Origin of the sequence: Bartonella sp. DB5-6, assembly GCF_000278115.1 — a bacterium.
Classification (GTDB): domain Bacteria; phylum Pseudomonadota; class Alphaproteobacteria; order Rhizobiales; family Rhizobiaceae; genus Bartonella; species Bartonella refiksaydamii.
The window spans coordinates 27,353-45,316 of record NZ_JH725118.1 but is presented as its reverse complement, the minus strand read 5'-3'; the positions used below and the strand labels follow the sequence as shown (position 1 = coordinate 45,316).

Sequence of the window (17,964 nt, the reverse complement as noted above, 5' to 3'; positions counted from 1 at the left end):
TCTTCTTTTCTTTTTGTAATTTTTCTCTCATGTTAGCGAATGGCATGGAACAATATCAAAATATATTAACTTCTATCTAGTATGCAAAAGCTGTTAAAGTGGAAAGTACTCAATCATTTCAATCTCTGTTTCAAATAAGCTTAAGTTTCTTAAACTTAAGCTCTCTATGGCTTTTATAAAAAAGAGCAGTTGAGAGTATTAAGGGCAATACCAGCAACTCAATAAGATACGTAAAAAAGATACTTGCTTTTAAAGCAGTATATGAGATTATTTATTAAAATAATAATATGCTATTATACCAAGAAATTGATGTACAACTGTAAAAGAAATTTTATTCAGTTACTTGCATTATTTATAAAAATTTTATGCTATATCATATAGAATACTTCTGAGATGTGGCTAATACAGAGGCATTCTAGGAATTTCATTCTTTCAGGAAATCTTTTATGTTTTTTAATGTAAAGCTGATTGATAATCCTTATCAAAAGATAAGCAAATTGTTAGATCCTTAGGTAAAAGTACTTACTGCATTTGTTCTAATATGCTAAAGTTTTACACTTTAAGATCATCATCATTTGGTCCCATATATTTATGAGGCTTCAGACATAAAAGATAGCTTATATTTATTTCAGTTGCTGTATTCATAATCTTTTAAAAATATAAAAAAGTCAAAATGCCGAACATTCCCAAAAAGAAAATATTTTGCCTGCTAAATGTTTCAATAGGAGAGCTTCTGGTGGCCAAATCTCATAAAGGATTTGCAATATAATGTTGGGAGATACTACAGAACAATTATTACAAGAATTTACGGTATGCTTTGATGATGTACAACAAGTAGATGATGATGACACATTTAAGAAAGAAGTTGCACATATCATCGCAATGATAGAAACGCCTAAATTGGTAAGACGACATAATTTTCCCTTAGATATAAAGAGCACAATCTTTCAGCAAAAAGTATGGATGGTATTATGTGAAGTGCCATGTGGTGAAACAATTTCATATGAGGCGTTAGCGCAACGTGTTGGTATACCAAAGGCTTTTCGTGCGGTTGCTAATGTATGTGAGCGTAACGAATTGGCATTAATCATTCCCTGCCATCGTGTGATGCGTAAGAATGGTTTTATCTCTGGATATCGTTGGGGTTTTAGGTGGAAACAGATTTTTCTACAATGGGAACAAGGGAGAAAAATTTAAAATGAATTTAACTTTGTTTGATAGGCATTGTAATGGTTACAGTTGTACCTTTCATTTCTTTAGAGATAATTTCAAGTTTTCCTTTGTGTAGTTCTAGCAAGGAACGCGAAATGGCTAAGCCAAGTCCTGAGCCTGCATGGGTTTTAGTAAGTTGATTTTCAACCTGTTCAAAAGGTTGTCCGAGTTTTTTGATGGCTGATTGAGGAATGCCAACTCCTGTATCTTTAATTTTACAAACAAAGTTATTCTTTTTCTTGAAAGCACAAACATTAATACTGCCGCCAGAAGGTGTAAATTTAACAGCATTAGAGATGAGATTAAGGAAGATCTGTTTCATGGCACGGCTATCAACTTCTGCGTAGAGTTCTGAAGCAATATTTGTTGTAACAGAAATATTTTTTTCTTGAGCTTGGGGTGTAAGAGTGCGCGCCGCTTCACTGATGATGGGTTCAAGATTAGTACTTTTACAATCAAGGGTAAATTTTCCAGCTTCGATTTTAGACATATCAAGGATATCATTGATAAGGGTTAAAAGATGAGCTCCTGAATTGTAAATATCATGCATATATTCTTTATAACGTTGCGATCCGAGAGGACCAAAGGTAGATTGCAACATGATATCTGAAAAGCCGAGAATAGCGTTAAGTGGAGTGCGCAATTCATGAGACATATTGGCTAAAAATTCTGATTTTGCTTTGTTAGCACTTTCAGCACGCTCTTTTTCTGCCTTGAGACTTTTATTAAGCTTTTCAACTTCTGTGGCACGTTGTTGGGCACTTCCTCGAGCACGTTTGAGTTCTTGAATAAAAGAAAAAAGGCGTCTTTCACTGTCTTCAAATTTTTCTTGTTGTTGTTTAAGTTCAGAAATATCTGTACCAATGCAAACAAGTCCTCCATCTTGAGTCCGCCGTTCATTAATTTTAAGCCAACAACCATCTGCTGTTTGGCGAATGCTGGTTAAGTTACCAGAACCATCATCTTTGAGGGGATATTCACTGATTGCAGGGCGGGATATTGCTTCGACGGTTGCACGCTGGATTCCTGATTGTAGAACCTGCTTAGGAATAGCTGCATATTCGCAAAATTTGCTGTTGGACATGACTAAACGCCCTTCTGAATCCCATAAGACAAAAGATTCCGAAATATTTTCAATCGCATCACGGATACGAAGGTCGGCTTGCGCTGTTTCTTCTGCGAGTTGACGTTGTTCACTAATATCGAAGGCAATACCAACTAAATGGGGTTCCTCTTCATCTGTAACTTCAGCACGAATACGCATCCATACATAATGACCATCGGCATGACGCATGGGGACATTAATATCGATATGCTTTTTTTTACCACTCATTAATTCCTGAGCAAGATCAAAAAAATTAGCATCGTTTGGGTTAATAATAGCGGTAATTTGAGAAATTGAGAGCAGTGCGTCTTGAGGCAGGTAGCCGAGCATTTCGTACATCGCTTGCGACCAGTAAACACGTCCGCTTGCCATATTCCAATCCCACAGTCCACAGCGTCCACGCATCATTGCCATATCAATACGATTTTGAATTTTTTCTGAAATCAAATCCGTATTGCGTGCTCGTATGATTTGATTGTAATAAGCATAGAGAAGAGTTAAAATAACACTGGTAGTTCCTAGAAAAAGGACCATATTTAACGAGAAAAACTTGCGCCATCCCATGTAGGTATGTTGCGTTTTTTCACTGATGAAGACACCATATTGTCCATTGTCTGTTTGGTAAAACGAAGCGAGAGCTGGTTCATCTCTTCCTATTGTGATTTGCATTGCACCGGCGTGTTGTCCAAGAGACTGTAAAGCAATGCTCTCAGGGGTAAAATCTTGTAAGGGTTTTCCTAAAATGATCTCTGAACTTGATGAGGCTAAGACATTGCCCTTTTGATCTACTATGGCAATAACAGTGTTGGTATTGATAAGACCTTGGTTACGAAAATTGGTAAGGATATTTTGCAAATGATGATGAGAAAGAACAGAAGCTTTTTTTTGCTGAGTGGCGGCAAGTAAGTCACGATCAATGATATTGCTAACATGAGAAGCTAAGAGAGTAATGGTAGAACGTGTACTTTTATCAATCGTATGGCGCCAATCATAGATTGATGTGAAGCGAATTGCTGCAAGCACAACAAGAAATATACTAATAATAAATGGAAGTGAACGCCGCAGCCAAGGTTCAATAAAGAGAAGTTTTTGATAGGCTGAATCCGAAAGCAGATTGACATACACTGTGCGCCCCTTGTGGTTTTTGGTGCTCGGTTTTGCAGCGGCGTGCATCTCTGATGGCGCATTATATGCGTCCAATTTAGCCATTTTAAGTTCCTCTAATTATGGAATAATATGACTGAAAAACTGTTTCAGTATTCATAATAAAACTCCATGACCGCAATGAATCAAAACAGGAGTCTTCTGTCCAGTCTTTTTTTTAGAAAAAGTAATTTTACTGCTTCTAAGCACGGAGTATGAAAATGAAAAGAAAAGCTAACATTATCCATAAACAGGCTTAAATTATCTGTTTATGGTGTTATTGTTACTGAAGAACTACTTTATGTTATTTCATCAATAAGAGTATAATACATTGATTATAAATACTTTTTCTTTTAAGCAAGGATGCGAGTAATGATATCTGCTACATCGTTTGACAATTGAGGAGCTGCTGCAATTGTTTTTAATGCGGTTTCAAGCTTTTGTTGCCGAACAGGCTCTAATTGTCGCCAAGAACGCATTATTGTGAGTAATCGCGAAGCAAGTTGAGGATTTTTTTTGTCAATTTCCAAAATGATTTGGCAAAGAAAATCATAGGATGCACCATCAACCCTATTAAAACCTGTTAGGTTATTAGAAGCAAAGACACCAATTAAGGCTCGTACACGATTGGGATTATCTTGTGAAAAGAGCGGATGCTTTACAAGTTTTTGAACATGGTCAAGTGTTGATGCTCCTGCAATCATTGCTTGAATGGAAAACCATTTATCCATGACTAAAGGATCATGCCTATATCGGTTTTCAAAATCATTTAAGGCATTTTGTGCCTGCTTACTTTTGTTAAAATGCTGCACTAAAATTGTTATACTTGCCATGCGATCAGTCATATTATCAGCTTTTGCATATTGCATGGCAGAACGGTTTGGTTGGGCTTCGGCAATGGAAAGATAATCTAGCACAATATTCCGTAACGCTCGTTTCCCAGTTTGCGTAGTGTTTGGTGAATAGGGCTCATGAGTTTCCATTTGCATATAAACTTTTGTGAAGAGCTCTTGATGTGTATGCGCGAGTGAAGTTAAAAACTGATTGCGCACAGAATGGATACGATCCGGATCAACATTTTTACCAATTGTATGAGCAAGCTCAATTTCGCTGGGTAAATTTAAACAAAATGCGCGAAACTCTGGTTCAAGACTTTCATCTTTAAGGATGTTTTCAATCAATTTGAGCAAAGAGGAAGGCATACCTTCTTTTGCTTGTGTTTTATTTTGAATAGCTTGAATCAGAGCTTGCATCATCAAATGATCAAGTGACTGCCAACGATTAGGTTGATTGCTATCATTTTTGGCAAGAAAGATCAGCTCGTTTTCATTGAACGGAGTTTGTAGATTGATAGGTGCAGAGAAATCTCTAAGCAGTGATAAAACGGGTTTTTCATTCAGTCCCCTTAATGTGAACGTTTGGTTTTCTTTATAGAGAAACATAACATCTGATTGAATATCTGCATCAGCCTCATAGATGAGAGATTCTCCATTTTTTCCTAAGAGATCAAAAGTGATAGGGATAAGCATAGGCTTTTTTGTTTTTTGTTGCGGTGTTGCTGGAATATGTTGTTTTGCATGAATCGTCAAAGTACCATCGCTATAATGGTGGTCTATTTCCACATTAGGCGTTCCTGCTTGTTCATACCACAGCATGAATTGTGAAAAGTCTCTACCAGAGACTTCAGCAAAACAGGTTATAAAATCTTCAATTGTGCAAGCTTGCCCATCATGACGTTGAAAATAGAGATCCATTCCTTTACGAAAGAGAGCAGGACCTAAAATGGTATACACCATGCGAACGACTTCAGCACCTTTCTCATAAACGGTTGCGGTGTAGAAATTGTTGATTTCGCTATATTGACGAGGACGTACAGGATGCGCAAGTGGACCAGAATCTTCAGTAAATTGCGTAGATTTTAATGCTTTTATATTTTTAATTCTTTGTATACTACGTATATTTTGATCTGAAGAAAATTCTTGATCGCGGTAAACTGTTAGTCCTTCTTTTAAACAAAGTTGAAACCAATCACGGCAAGTAATACGATTACCGGTCCAATTATGAAAATATTCATGAGCAATGATACGTTCGATATTTCTATAATCATGATCGGTTGCTGTTTCAGGATCTGCAAGAACATATTTATCATTAAAGATGTTAAGCCCTTTGTTTTCCATTGCACCCATGTTAAAGTCCGAAACAGCAACAATATTGAAAACATCAAGGTCATATTCGCGTCCGAAACATTCTTCATCCCAACGCATGGAACGTTTGAGGGCGTCCATTGCATATGTTGCACGTTTGGTTTTTTCTCTTTCCACATAGATACCAAGTTTGATATGTCGACCAGATATAGTAGTAAAATAGTCTTCTAACTTATCAAGATCACCACCAACTAAAGCAAAGAGATAAGATGGTTTTGGATAAGGATCCTCCCAAAGAGCAAAATGACGATTATTCTCAAGAGTTCCTGTTTTCACGAGATTACCATTGGAAAGTAAGATAGGGATTGTTCGAGAATCTGCTTCGATTTTTACCGTATAAGTAGAAAGAATATCTGGGCGGTCGTAAAAATAAGTAATACGACGAAAACCTTCTGCTTCGCATTGTGTGCAATAAACACCATTCGAAAGATAAAGTCCCATGAGTTGGTGGTTGTTTTCAGGGTTTAGTTCCGTGACTAACTGCAATGTAAAAGGAGCCGTTGGTGGGGTAGTAATTTCTAAACGTGAAGGCGTGCTTTTATAAGCATTTTCAGACAATGTTTCGCCATTAATAGCAACAGAAATGAGAATAAGATCATCACCAGAAAGAACAAGAGGTGTTCTTTCTTTCGTATTTTGACGCGCTTCAATCAATAATATTGCCGTAACAAGGGTTTTTGTCGGTTGTAAAGAGAAGTGAAGTTGTGTTTTGGGGATAACATAAGGGGTTGGTTGGTAGTCTTCCAGACGATAAATGGGGACTGCTGATTGTTGCATAATTTTTTCCTGACTGTATTTTAAAAGTTAAAGACTTGAAAAGGCGTTTGTGTTTTGATGCAAGGGGTAGAATTAAGGAGTTACAAAAAGCTATCTAAGCGTTTTTTTACTTCTAAGAAGTCTATCCATGTGAGCTTTTTTTGACTGGGCGTTCGGAGCAGGTAAGCAGGGTGAAAAGTTGGCATAACAGGTATTTTTACGTTGTCTTCGCCTTCATAGGTAAGCCATTTCCCCCGTGTTCGGATAATTCCATTTTGAGCTCCCGTAAGAAACTGTGTAGCAACTCCTCCTAGTGCTATAAGAATACGAGGTTTAGCTAAATGAATTTGTCGTTCAATGAAAGGGCGGCATAATGCTACTTCTCTTGCTGTAGGCGTACGATTTCCTGGTGGGCGCCAAGGAATAGTGTTGGCTATGTAAACATTGTTTCTTGTTAAGCCAATTGATGCGAGGATTTTGTTCAGTAATATGCCCGCTTTTCCTACAAATGGAATTCCTTGTATATCTTCCTCTCGTCCTGGTGCTTCTCCTATGAGCATGAGCGAACTTCCCGCTGTTCCATCTGAAAAACAGGTATTTTTTGCTGTCAATTTTAATGAGCATCCATTAAATGCGAGGAGAGCAGATTTTAATTCATCAAGTGTATTCGCATTTTTTGCACTCTCTATAGCTGAAGGTTCACCTTGTATAATACTAGGAATAGACAGTGGATGATTGGATAACTTTATGGCTGGTGATGCCTGTTGATTATGAAAAGTGTTTATTGTTTGTGTTAGCTTTTTTTCTAAGGAGGCAGATTGACTAAAGCGATCAACAGGTGAATCTGTTAAGACAGCATCTGCACCACTTTCTTTATAAAAGTTTAAGAGTTCTTCATATGAGATTGAGCACTGTGTTTGATTTAACATTTTACTTTTTCTGATAATCTACCTCCTAGGAATAGAGCATATAACATTATCCTTCAAGATTTATGATGTGTTTTTTAGTAATTTATGTACCAAACAATGATAAGCCTCTTTATTTTAACAAAAAACACTGGAAAGTATTGGCAATTATATGCATTTTTCAAATACGTTGTCTTATCCATTAAGATGATATACCGAAACGGTCTACAATAAAATTTTTTAGCGTAAATATTCTTTTGTTATTAAGATAAATAATCCTGTAGTTATAAAGCTACATTCATTTTAAGAAAAAAACATATAAACTAAAAAATATAGCCAGAATATTTTAAAAATTGTGACATCGTATTAAGATTTTAATAACCTTTTTGGTTGTGATTTAACAGCAATGTTTGAATATATGCTTTTGCATTTTTAATAGCTTGAGTCATAGATTCATTTAATGCCAAATTGGCTGCAATAGCGCTTGAAAGGATGCAACCTGTGCCACGCATTGTCCCCGTCAAGCGGGGAGCGGAAATATTTATGATGTCAGTTTTATCAATGAAGCTATCTGTTGAAAGGGGACCGTTTGCATGCCCACCTTTTATTAAGATAGAGCGTGGACCAAATGACAGCAGTTTTTTTGCTTGCTGTATTGCTTGCTTATGATGGGATGCCAGCGGACTTTGGCTAAGAATAGCGAGTTCTTCTCTATTGGGTGTTAAAAGATCAACATGAGGGAGAAGTTTATTGATCATAATTTCTGTGATTTTTTCTGTTGTTAGTTTTCCTCCTGATGAGGCGGCAAGTACAGGATCAAGAATAACTGGAATATGAGGATAATCTTTGAGGACATGACAGATTGCTGTTACAATAGCTTTGGTCCCCGTCATACCGATTTTTATTGCGCTTATTGGATTCGCTTCTAAGGCACTGCGCATTTGCGCAGTGATAAGTTTTCCATGCATTGGAACAATTTCAGCAACGTGATTATCATCTTGTACGTTAACGCAGGTGATAGCTAAATTTGCTTTTATTTGAAAATGTGCAGCTGTTTCTATATCACGGATAATACCGGCGCCTCCTGTTGGATCAGTTCCCGCAACAATGAGAATAGAAGGCTTCAACGCCATGCTTTTGTTACCTTTAACCACTGTTGGACACGCTGTTCAGGTTTTTTATGGAGGATAATATCGGTTACAACAGCAGCACTATTGGCTCCTGCTTTTAAAACACCAAGAGCACGTTCTGGTGTTAAACCACCAATGCCCACTAAAGGTATAGCACCAATCCGTTTTCTCCATCGTTTGATTTTTTCTAGCCCTTGAGGTTTCCATTTCATTTCTTTTAAGATTGTTGGATAAATAGGACCAAGTGCAACATAGTCAGAATTAACAGAAAGTGCGATATCTAATTCCTGTTCATCATGTGTGCTAAGACCAAACCTTATACCATTTTTACGAATTGCAAGAAGATCAGCACTGCTTAAGTCTTCTTGACCAAGATGAATAAAATTGCATTTTTCATCAATTGCTATTTCCCAATGATCATTAATGATTAATTGTATTCCCAATTTATCACATATATTTTTTGCATGCTTAATATGTTGACGGATTACTTTTAAATTTTCATTTTTCATGCGCAATTGTATGAGTTTGACTCCAAGAGGAATCAAGCGTTCAACCCAATCAGCATTATCAACAATGAGATAGAATGGGTCCAGTTTCATGAAAATAAACCGTATTGTACATAAAAACACGGTAAAATCAATAGTTTGTATGAAATTATTTTATATGAGTCCACTTAAGAATCCATCCTTTTATACGTGATTCATTTGACCATTTTTTATAAACAATTGCCATGTATGAATAGACCATAAAAAGCAAAATCATGATGTAAATATTATAACGCATGTGTTATTCAAATGAAATGAAAAGCAGCTATCATTCATAACAGTTTATAAATTTTATGATACGTTTTTATCACAGCACAAATCACATTGTTTAAAATTTAGTTGTTTGTAATTATCGATAATATACGTTTAAAGATCACATCTTGTTTTAATGATTGGATTGTTAATCGCATGATAAAAACATAAAATTACAGTTCTCAAAATTGAGAAGCGTAAAATCTAAAAATGTAATCGCAACATTAGATTATCCTATAAGAAAGTAATCGTTTGAAACTGTCATAAGCTTATAGGTTTAATTTATAAAAATTGCATAAAAGGATTTAAAGACAAGATCGTTTTTAAAACCACGGTATTTTTTTACCGGAGTAAGGAAATAAACAGATATGAAATTCAAAACGTTATATCTTATGACCAAAAGCTTTTTAATGAATATAAAGCAAGCTATCAATAAACGTTTTAAAAGTTATCGTTTAAAAATACGAAGCCAAATGGGGTCACCCCAAATTTGGAAGCACCTATTGAGACCAAGATAAGCAAGCAAAATTCAAAACCATTGTAACATCATAAAGGCATGGGATTTTACTTAATTTTGAGTCAAAAGCGACATTGTTTAAAGAATGCTTTATTTTAAAGGTAACGAGTTCGAATTTGAGCTGGTTGATTTTAACGAGCCCAAAAATGGACCGGCTAATTTATAAAGAAGTTACGTTTGAGTGCAAAGAGAAAAGACATTTATGAGAACCTTTCTAAATGAACGTTTAAACGTTTGAAACTGATGTTTATAACAGTTTTTAAAGCTTTGCGTTTGATAAAAGCGTTTGTTTATTTATCTTATGAAACGCTGTTTTAAAAAACCAACGCTCGTAAATGTAAAAACGGATTTTGTTACAAACTATTCACTTAATACATATTTCTTTTGATTGGATTGATAAATCTATAAAGCATTGTGATTTATTTGATACGTTTGTTTGATAGCCATAAAAGCGTTTACAATTTCTCTTATTCAAATGAATGCTATCAAGATTATACCTATCATTTACATTCCTTTTGATAAGTTTTAATAAAGACAATAGAGCGCTTGCAATATGATACGTTTTGTATATAGGCGCTGATTACTCCATTGTGGATGATTCATTTTAATCAATAAGAAACGCTATTTGAAAGCCGCGTCACGTAAATGGCACGGCTTTCTTTTTTGAATTTTCTCTTTTATGATGCGCTTATAGCCATAAGAAAAGCGCCCCCACGTTTGTTTTTTTACTCTTCTGTATCAACAATCTTGACAACATTATCGCTTTCATAAACCTCACAATTTTTGGGTACCACCCTTAGCTTACTTTGTTTGTTTAATTTTGCCTTGCCATAAGCTTTACCCCAGACCTTTGTATAATATGAGATCTTGGCATTGCCATAAACAGAACCATAAACCTCAGCATTGCCCCCCACACTAGCATTGCCATAAACTTTGCCATAAATTTTTGCACGGCTATTAACAACAGCATAATTATAAATTTTAGCATGGCTGTAAACACAGGCAGAACCCGAAACCTTTGCATGCCCATAAACCCTTGCATAATTATAAACCCACGCATTATGAGAAAGGTGAGCATTGTCATAAATATGTGCTTCTGTATAAACACGGGCGCTCCCTCCCACATGGGCATTGCCATAAACATAACCAGCCACATGGGCAATGCCATAGACACAAGCATTGTCATAAATTTTTGCATATTGAGAGATAAAAGCCTTGCCATAGATCTCAGCATTGCCATAGACATGACCACAGATTTGAGAGTTATGACGTATTTTTGCATTGTCACAAACACGGGCATGCCCATAAACCCACGCATCATCATAAACCCAGCAATTGCCCTCATGAGAGAGGTTGGCTTCCTTTTCAATAAAGCCGCCTAGATCGCCAGCTTTGACATCATCAAAATCTTTTAGAGCTTTAATGCGATAAAGGTTTGTAATCTGTTTAGTCATCCGATCTTTAATTTGTTTGCTTTCATTTGTTAATTGGTATTTTTTGCACATAAGAATACCCTCACAATCTAATGTGATAAACGTTTGCTAAAATTTGGAATGGGAATATTTGGTTGAAAAGCAGGCGCCCCCGCACCACCCGTGCGTTCAATTATGCTGCTTTATTTTTGGTGAGACATAGACAATCTCTAATTCACCATAAGGGGAGAGCCGTTCAATATAGGTTTTAATCTCAGTAGACCCCCAACATTTTCACGAATAACAGCAATGCCATGGATATGAGCATTTTCACAAACATGTACATTATTTGCTATACGGGCGTTTTCATAAACCCTAGCATTGCCATAAACCTTGGCATGTCTAAAAATTTTAGTTTCATTATAAATTTTAGCATTATCATAGACACTAGCGTGCAAAAAAAACGCAGCATTATCATATACCCAGCAATTGCCCTCATGTGATAAGTTACTTTCCTTTTCAATAAAACCGCCGAGGTCCCCCGCCTTGACATCATCAAAATCTCTTAAAGCACGTATACGGTGTAAAGTGATCCCATCAAAAGTGAAACTTTCATTAGTAAATTCGTATTTTTTGCAGGCTCTTGTTTATTAACAAGCGCGGTTTCATTTGCAATATGAGAGATAACGGGGTTTTTTTTGAGATATTTGTCATAATTAAATCCTAACTGTTAAGGTTTTGAATTGACACTCTAAGGGCGCCGGGCGCTCAAAACACGGCAGTTAGTCCGTTGTTACGCTTTTCCCATAAAGGTATTTTATGGCGTAACTACACCCGACAAAATTATCATATATGCCAATCACAGCATAAAAGATAGTCAGTATTTAAAGACTTTGGAAAGGTTGTTTCGTAACCTTTTCGCTAACTGTAAGTGTTTTGATCACTTGATTAGTTATATAACAAAATACGTATTTATTGTCAAATAATATTTTATCTTTTTGATATTTTTAGCACTTTTTTAAATACGTTACGTATCCATATTGTTTATATGATTATTAATTTATTATTTTATATTTATGTGCTTTTAAAGCTATATTATGGCTTTATAAAATGATTGCGTTATTTTTTGAATCTATACATTTATAATATTTAGAAACGCTCTCATAATGCGTTTTTTTATCTTTATAACCTATCAATTTTTTTACTAAGTGAATTTTAAATTTTTTGTGAATTTTGTTTATAAGGGTCTCTAATGTAAACAACCTTAATAGCACCGCGCTCTTATAACCAATGCCTTCATTTGCATTTTTGCTTTCTCTATAGCTGTTATGTTCTTTATAGTCATGGCATCATTTTTTATTTTCATAAGGGAAATGATAAAGATGATAATGTGGTTTATTTGTTATAAAACATCTAAAGAGAAACTGATAATTATAGAGATTATCAAAATCTCTTTAAACAGAGATTTTTAAACTATAAAGCTATCATTTTAGAATACGATATAGTCTTTTAAAAGCAATGTAAAAGAAGCGTATTCACTTTAAGATAGGATTTTTTATAAGTCTTACAGCAATCCAAAGTAGAGTGTTTAAAAGTGCAAATGATTTCTTTTTAGAATAACGCATGATAAAGAGTTCTTTTTAGATTGCCTTAAATCATCCTATAACCAATTTAATAATAAGATGCTTATAGAAGTGTAGCTGTAAACTAATATTCAAAAGCCTCCATAATTAGCATGCCCAGAATGTGAGCATATCTCATAAGCCTATTCAGTTTTTCTTAATTCCAATTGTGGTAGGTTCTTAACAATCTTCATTGTCTCTAAACTTACGGTAATAACCCTTTGAAACAACTCCAATGGATAAGCAGGGTTTCCAACGGTTTCAACAGCATAGCGATTGGCATTATTCACGATGCCGCTCTTTTTATAGGTCTTAACACTAAGCAGTTTTAAAATGTGCTAGCACCACATCAGTTATGTTATCACAAACTTTCTTTTTTGCTTTTGTAGTAAATAAGCTATTTTCATGCTATTTTTCTTATCAGGAGATAATAATGGATAGGCTCTTGTTGTCTCTAATATGTAACAGTTCCAATAAATTAGATATATTCTGTGAATAAAAGGCTTTACTTGAAGCTCAAAATTATATCACATATAGCACCTTAAATTAAGAAGCGTATAGAGTGTATGATTGTCGTTTAACAGTATTATTGTAAAATTTTCAAAAGCAGGGGGAATGATATGGTTCGCACCGACAATAAAGCAAATATATATGCTATAGTTTATGCTTTTCTCTTAAATTTTAGCAGCATTATTCTCATCAAAAAGTTAAAAAATTGTTACGCGATTAGCGATTGTTTCTGTGACGCTGATGATATGGTTCATTTCGTTGCTCACTTTGAGGGGGCACAATGAATGCGCCGTTTTTTATTTTCCTTTGTGTATGCCACGGCTTTTTTGTGCCTTTTCTCGTTGCCGAATCTTGCACAAAGCATTCATGAGCAAGCGATTGATCAATCGGAGAGGATACAACGTCAACAAACACAAGAACAGCATTTTCAACAATTACACCGTAGGAGAGAAACGCGTAGGATATCTTTGCCGGATGATGGCTCTACAGCTTTTGATGGTGTTTCAACAGAGAAAAGCTGTTTGCCGATCAAAAGCATTGAACTTTTTGGTGTTCAGTTGATTTCTCGCGCCGACCTTCATGAGGCTCTTTCCCTTTGGGAAGGGCGATGTTTGGGTATTGCCGAAATCAACCAAGTGCTTAAAGCGGTGACCAAGCTTTATATGAAGCGCGGTTATATTGCGGTGCGGGCTTATTTGCCCGAGCAAGATTTAAGCGGCGGTCATCTCAAGATTGTTGTTGTTGAAGGTGTGATGGAAGCTATTACCCTTGATGGGCATAAAGTTGAGAGGAGACTTCAAGGAGAAATCATCACGGCATTTCCAGATCTGATTGGAAAACCAACCAACTTGCGCCAGATAGAGCAAGGGCTTGATCAAATCAATAGACTTTTTTCTCGCCAAGCTACCATTAGCCTTGGTGCTGGAGGAATTCCTGGTGGCTCTATTCTTGATCTTCACATTGACAAACAGAAGCCTTGGCTTATCACGCTTTCCAGCGATAATCTTGGCGCTAAAGCAACAGGGCTTTACCAAACGCGCTTGAGCTTTTCTTTTGATGATCTGTTAGGATCCAATGATCAATGGTCGTTCAGCTATCAGCGCTCCATGGATGGTGGACCGTATCACTTCTCCAAAAAGCGTCCCAATAGTGATACGGTAACGGGTTCATTTTCTATTCCCTATGGTTATTGGACAGCGGGTTTTGATGGTATTTGGAGCCAATATCATTCGAGTGTTAAGGGAATATTTTCTGACATTATGACATCGGGGAAGTCTTTATCGCTTACACCGTGGATTTCACGGGTTATTGACCGTGATCAAGAGGGCAAGACGTGGCTTACAGGACGGTTGACATGGAAATATTCTGATAATTTTATTATGGGCAGTAGAGTTGATGTTTCCAGCCGTAAATTGGCTATTGCAACCTTTGAGCTTGATCATTCGCGTAAGTGGCTTGGAGGAGAATTAAGCGCGCATATAGGGTTTCATAAGGGATTGGCAATTCTTGGCGCTTATGACGATAAAGAGCAAGAAACTTCGACAAAAAATGCACCCAAAGGGCAATTTTCCAAATTGTCTTTTTCCCTAAGCTATATGCGTCCCTTTTCGCTTCGCCAGTTTAATTTCCGCTATAACACTTTGTTCTCCGGACAATTGTCGCCTGATACTTTGTTTAGTTCAGAGCAAATGTCGCTTGGTGGTAGTTCATCTGTGCGCGGGGTGCGTGAGGCGATTTATTACGGCAATAATGGGGTGTTTTGGCGCAATGAATTGTCGCTGTTGTTGCCAAGTTTTTCTTCGAGCATGGGGCGTAAATTTATGAGCCAATTTGCCCCTTATATGGCGCTTGATCTGGGGACAGTGGCCAATGATGTAAGCAAAAACAGTTTTGGTGGTAGCCTTGTTGGGGCAACCGTGGGCTTTCATGCAAGCGGAGAGATTTTGGATGTTGATGTGTCTTATTCGAATATTTTAACCCAATCGACACAAAGAGAGAAGGACAACACAACGGGCGTTTTTCAAATGCGAGCTTTGTTAAGATTTTAAAGTACAGAGGCGGTTAGATGATCACTCAGCTATTTACACCCATTTGGGGTTATTTTTTTACAAAGAGAGAGAAGATTTATAAGGAGGCAAAGATGCGGGGATTGAAAAATCAAAAGCATAAATTGGGATATGGATACAAGCTAGTGCAGCGCGCTCTTGGTATTTTGCAACAAGGGGCGCACAAGGGAATTTCACTGGTTTTAAGCTTTTGCTTGGCTTTTCAACCTCTGTTAGTGCAAGCGCAAGCGATTAGGGCACAAAGCCCTGTTGTACAAGAAAGCCAAGGAATTAAAGCGGCAGAAGGGGTGAGTTCTATTTTTCGCCCCACGGTGGGAGTAGCAGGCAATGGTGTGCCGTTAATTGATATTGTCCGCCCCAATGGACAAGGTCTTTCTCATAACAAATATGACAATTTCAATGTTGATACCCATGGCGTGATTTTAAACAATTCTACCAAGGAGGTTTCGCCTTCACAGCTTGGGGGATTGGTGCCTGGTAATGGCAATTTGCGTTATAGCGGTGCAGCAAAGGTTATTCTTAATGAAGTGGTGAGTGCCAACCGCTCGCGTCTTGAAGGTGTGAGCGAAGTACACGGGCAAACGGCTGATGTTATTATTGCCAATCCCAATGGGATTACTTGTAACGGTTGCGGCTTTATTAATACACCGCGGGTGACCTTATCGAGTGGACTGCCAATTATTGGAGCCGATGGGAGTTTAAGCGGTTTTCGCGTTGAAGGTGGCAACATCACCATTGGGTCTCATGGTGCTGATGGGAGTTCATTAGATATTTTTGATCTTGTTTCGCGCAAGATCAGTGTATCAGGTCCCATACAGGTCAAAGGGGAGCTAGCTGTTATCGCGGGGCATAATCATTTTGATTATCACAAACGAGAAGCAACATCGCTAGGCTCTGATGGCAAAGAACCGGAATTTGCGATTGATTCCAGTGAGTTTGGCGGAATGTATGCGGGTCAGATCCGCGTTCTTGCCAACGATAAAGGTGCTGGTGTTAAAATGCATGGGAACATGGTTGCCAATGCAGGCGCCATGAGATTGACAAGTGATGGCAAGCTGGTGCTTGCCAAAGCACGTGCCAAAGGAGCGGTAAAGGTTCACTCTCATCACGACAGTGTGCATGTGAAAGCTCTCCTTTTTTCAGAAAAAGCAGTTGAACTGAAGGCTTTGAACAATGTTGAACTTGCAGAGCATGCACGCGTTGCTGCAGGTGATGTTGTTACAGTGAACGCCAATACGATCAAACTTGAGCGTGATGCGCTATTGGCGAGTGGTATAGGCATTGATGGCACACAGAGTGCTACGGGTTCTTTGCATTTACAGGCAACGAAGCTTGAGGCGGGAGAGGGGCGGATAGCAGCGAGCGATCTTTTAGAGATCCAAGCAGCAACAATTGATTTAAGCCGTGCGCAAGACAATGATCAGGCTGGAGTCTCTTCCCTTGGCGATCTGACGATTAAAACCAATCAAATCAGTGCTTTAAACAACCATATTGGTGCCAAGGGGAATGTTATTGTGAAAGCCGATGGTGCCCTCACCATAGGGGCTGGTCACTATAGTGCCGGCGGCTCTCTTTTGGTGGAAGCAGCACAGCTTAGATCACGCGCCAATTTAGTCGCAGAACAAAAAATAGACCTTTATGCACGTAGCGGTGATCTTTTCCAAGAAGGTATTGTTTTGTCCAATGGGGAGGTAACGCTGGATGCCTATGGTGCCCTCAATCACAAGGGTGATATTATCGGTGTGCAGAAGGTTGCCGTGACAGCGGGTGGCATGGTTACAACCAGCACGAACAGTACGCTTTTAGGTCATGATGTGGGCTTGAGCGCGGGTGCGCTAACCCAAGCGGGGACTATAGAAGCACAAGGTGGAGCGTTAACCTTTCAAGTGCGTGATGGGGTCATAAATAACGGCATAATGCGTGGTGAGAGCATCAATGCGCATGCCGGTGCCCTTACAAACCAAGGCACGCTTATTGCAATCCATGATTTGCATCTGATGCTGAACGCACAAGAGGAAGCGAATAGTCAACAAGCTTCCTCCCAACAAGCTTTTCTTGAGAATGCGTCTGACGCTCTGCTTCAGAGTGGTGGTGTTTTTGTTGTGATCGCAGGGCAATTACACAATGCGGGTGCACTTGGTTCTAGTGGTGAGAGCGTTGCGCTTAATGTGGCAGGGGATATGAGCAATAGCGGGCTGATTTATGCCAAGAAATCTGCGGCATTGTCCCTAGATGGTGCTCTTACCAACAAGCATGGCAAGATCATTGCCGAAGACAGTTTGACTATAGGCGGACTTGAGAAAGAACGTGCTGGGCATGTGGTCAATGAAGCGGGTGTTCTCAGTGTTGTTACGGGCGAAATGAAGCTTGTGGCTGCGTCTTTAAGCAATAAGGGCGATGGGGCAGCAAATGGGGGCCAACAGGATGCAGCGTTGAAGGAGCAACAGGAGACCAAGTCCAATGAAGAGGCAGCATACATCTTAGCGCGTGGCGGTTTGCTGATTGATGTTGGTACTTTTGAAAATATTGACAGTCTCATCTCCACGCAAGGAGCAGTCAGTGTTGTTGCGGATGATATCACGCAA

10 protein-coding genes and 1 pseudogene are annotated in these 17,964 nt (G+C 38.0%); 3 read left to right on the top strand and 8 right to left on the bottom strand.

Features of this window, described 5'->3' with window-relative positions:
* The first annotated feature begins 768 nt into the window (after nt 1-768).
* Nucleotides 769-1,197, top strand: a complete 429-nt coding sequence (locus MCO_RS05060) for a methylated-DNA--[protein]-cysteine S-methyltransferase (protein WP_007553031.1) — start codon at nt 769-771, stop codon at nt 1,195-1,197.
* Between the two features lie 7 nt (nt 1,198-1,204).
* Here MCO_RS05060 and MCO_RS05055 read toward each other — a convergent pair whose 3' ends face one another.
* The 8 genes and pseudogenes from MCO_RS05055 to MCO_RS05020 form a co-directional block, all read right to left on the bottom strand.
* Complete coding sequence (locus MCO_RS05055; RefSeq protein WP_007553030.1) at nt 1,205-3,526, bottom strand: ATP-binding protein; 2,322 nt, start codon at nt 3,524-3,526, stop codon at nt 1,205-1,207.
* A 287-nt stretch (nt 3,527-3,813) separates the two neighbouring features.
* Nucleotides 3,814-6,441, bottom strand: a complete 2,628-nt coding sequence (gene pepN, locus MCO_RS05050; RefSeq protein ID WP_007553029.1) for an aminopeptidase N — start codon at nt 6,439-6,441, stop codon at nt 3,814-3,816.
* A gap of 80 nt (nt 6,442-6,521) precedes the next feature.
* Nucleotides 6,522-7,349, bottom strand: coding sequence for a uracil-DNA glycosylase family protein (locus MCO_RS05045; protein ID WP_007553027.1), 828 nt, complete (start codon nt 7,347-7,349; stop codon nt 6,522-6,524).
* Between the two features lie 350 nt (nt 7,350-7,699).
* A complete protein-coding gene (locus tag MCO_RS05040) occupies nt 7,700-8,458 on the bottom strand; it encodes a hydroxymethylpyrimidine/phosphomethylpyrimidine kinase (protein WP_007553026.1) in 759 nt (252 codons plus the stop codon).
* On the bottom strand, nt 8,449-9,054 hold the full coding sequence (locus MCO_RS05035; protein WP_007553025.1) for a thiamine phosphate synthase: 606 nt from the start codon (nt 9,052-9,054) through the stop codon (nt 8,449-8,451). The genes MCO_RS05040 and MCO_RS05035 overlap by 10 nt, the downstream gene beginning before the upstream one ends.
* A gap of 1,440 nt (nt 9,055-10,494) precedes the next feature.
* Nucleotides 10,495-11,274 (bottom strand): hypothetical protein, encoded by a 780-nt coding sequence (locus MCO_RS05030; protein ID WP_007553024.1) that lies wholly within the window; start codon nt 11,272-11,274, stop codon nt 10,495-10,497.
* 96 nt (nt 11,275-11,370) lie between these two features.
* Nucleotides 11,371-11,774, bottom strand: a pseudogene (locus MCO_RS11180) (hypothetical protein).
* Between the two features lie 1,172 nt (nt 11,775-12,946).
* Nucleotides 12,947-13,093 carry a hypothetical protein gene (locus MCO_RS05020; protein WP_040298899.1) on the bottom strand — a complete coding sequence of 49 codons (147 nt, stop codon included), beginning with the start codon at nt 13,091-13,093 and terminating at the stop codon, nt 12,947-12,949.
* Between the two features lie 504 nt (nt 13,094-13,597).
* Between MCO_RS05020 and MCO_RS05015 the strand changes: the two genes are divergently transcribed.
* Nucleotides 13,598-15,361, top strand: a complete 1,764-nt coding sequence (locus MCO_RS05015) for a ShlB/FhaC/HecB family hemolysin secretion/activation protein (RefSeq protein ID WP_007553022.1) — start codon at nt 13,598-13,600, stop codon at nt 15,359-15,361.
* A 92-nt stretch (nt 15,362-15,453) separates the two neighbouring features.
* On the top strand, nt 15,454-17,964 hold a 2,511-nt coding region (locus tag MCO_RS05010), incomplete at its 3' end, for a filamentous hemagglutinin N-terminal domain-containing protein (RefSeq protein ID WP_007553021.1).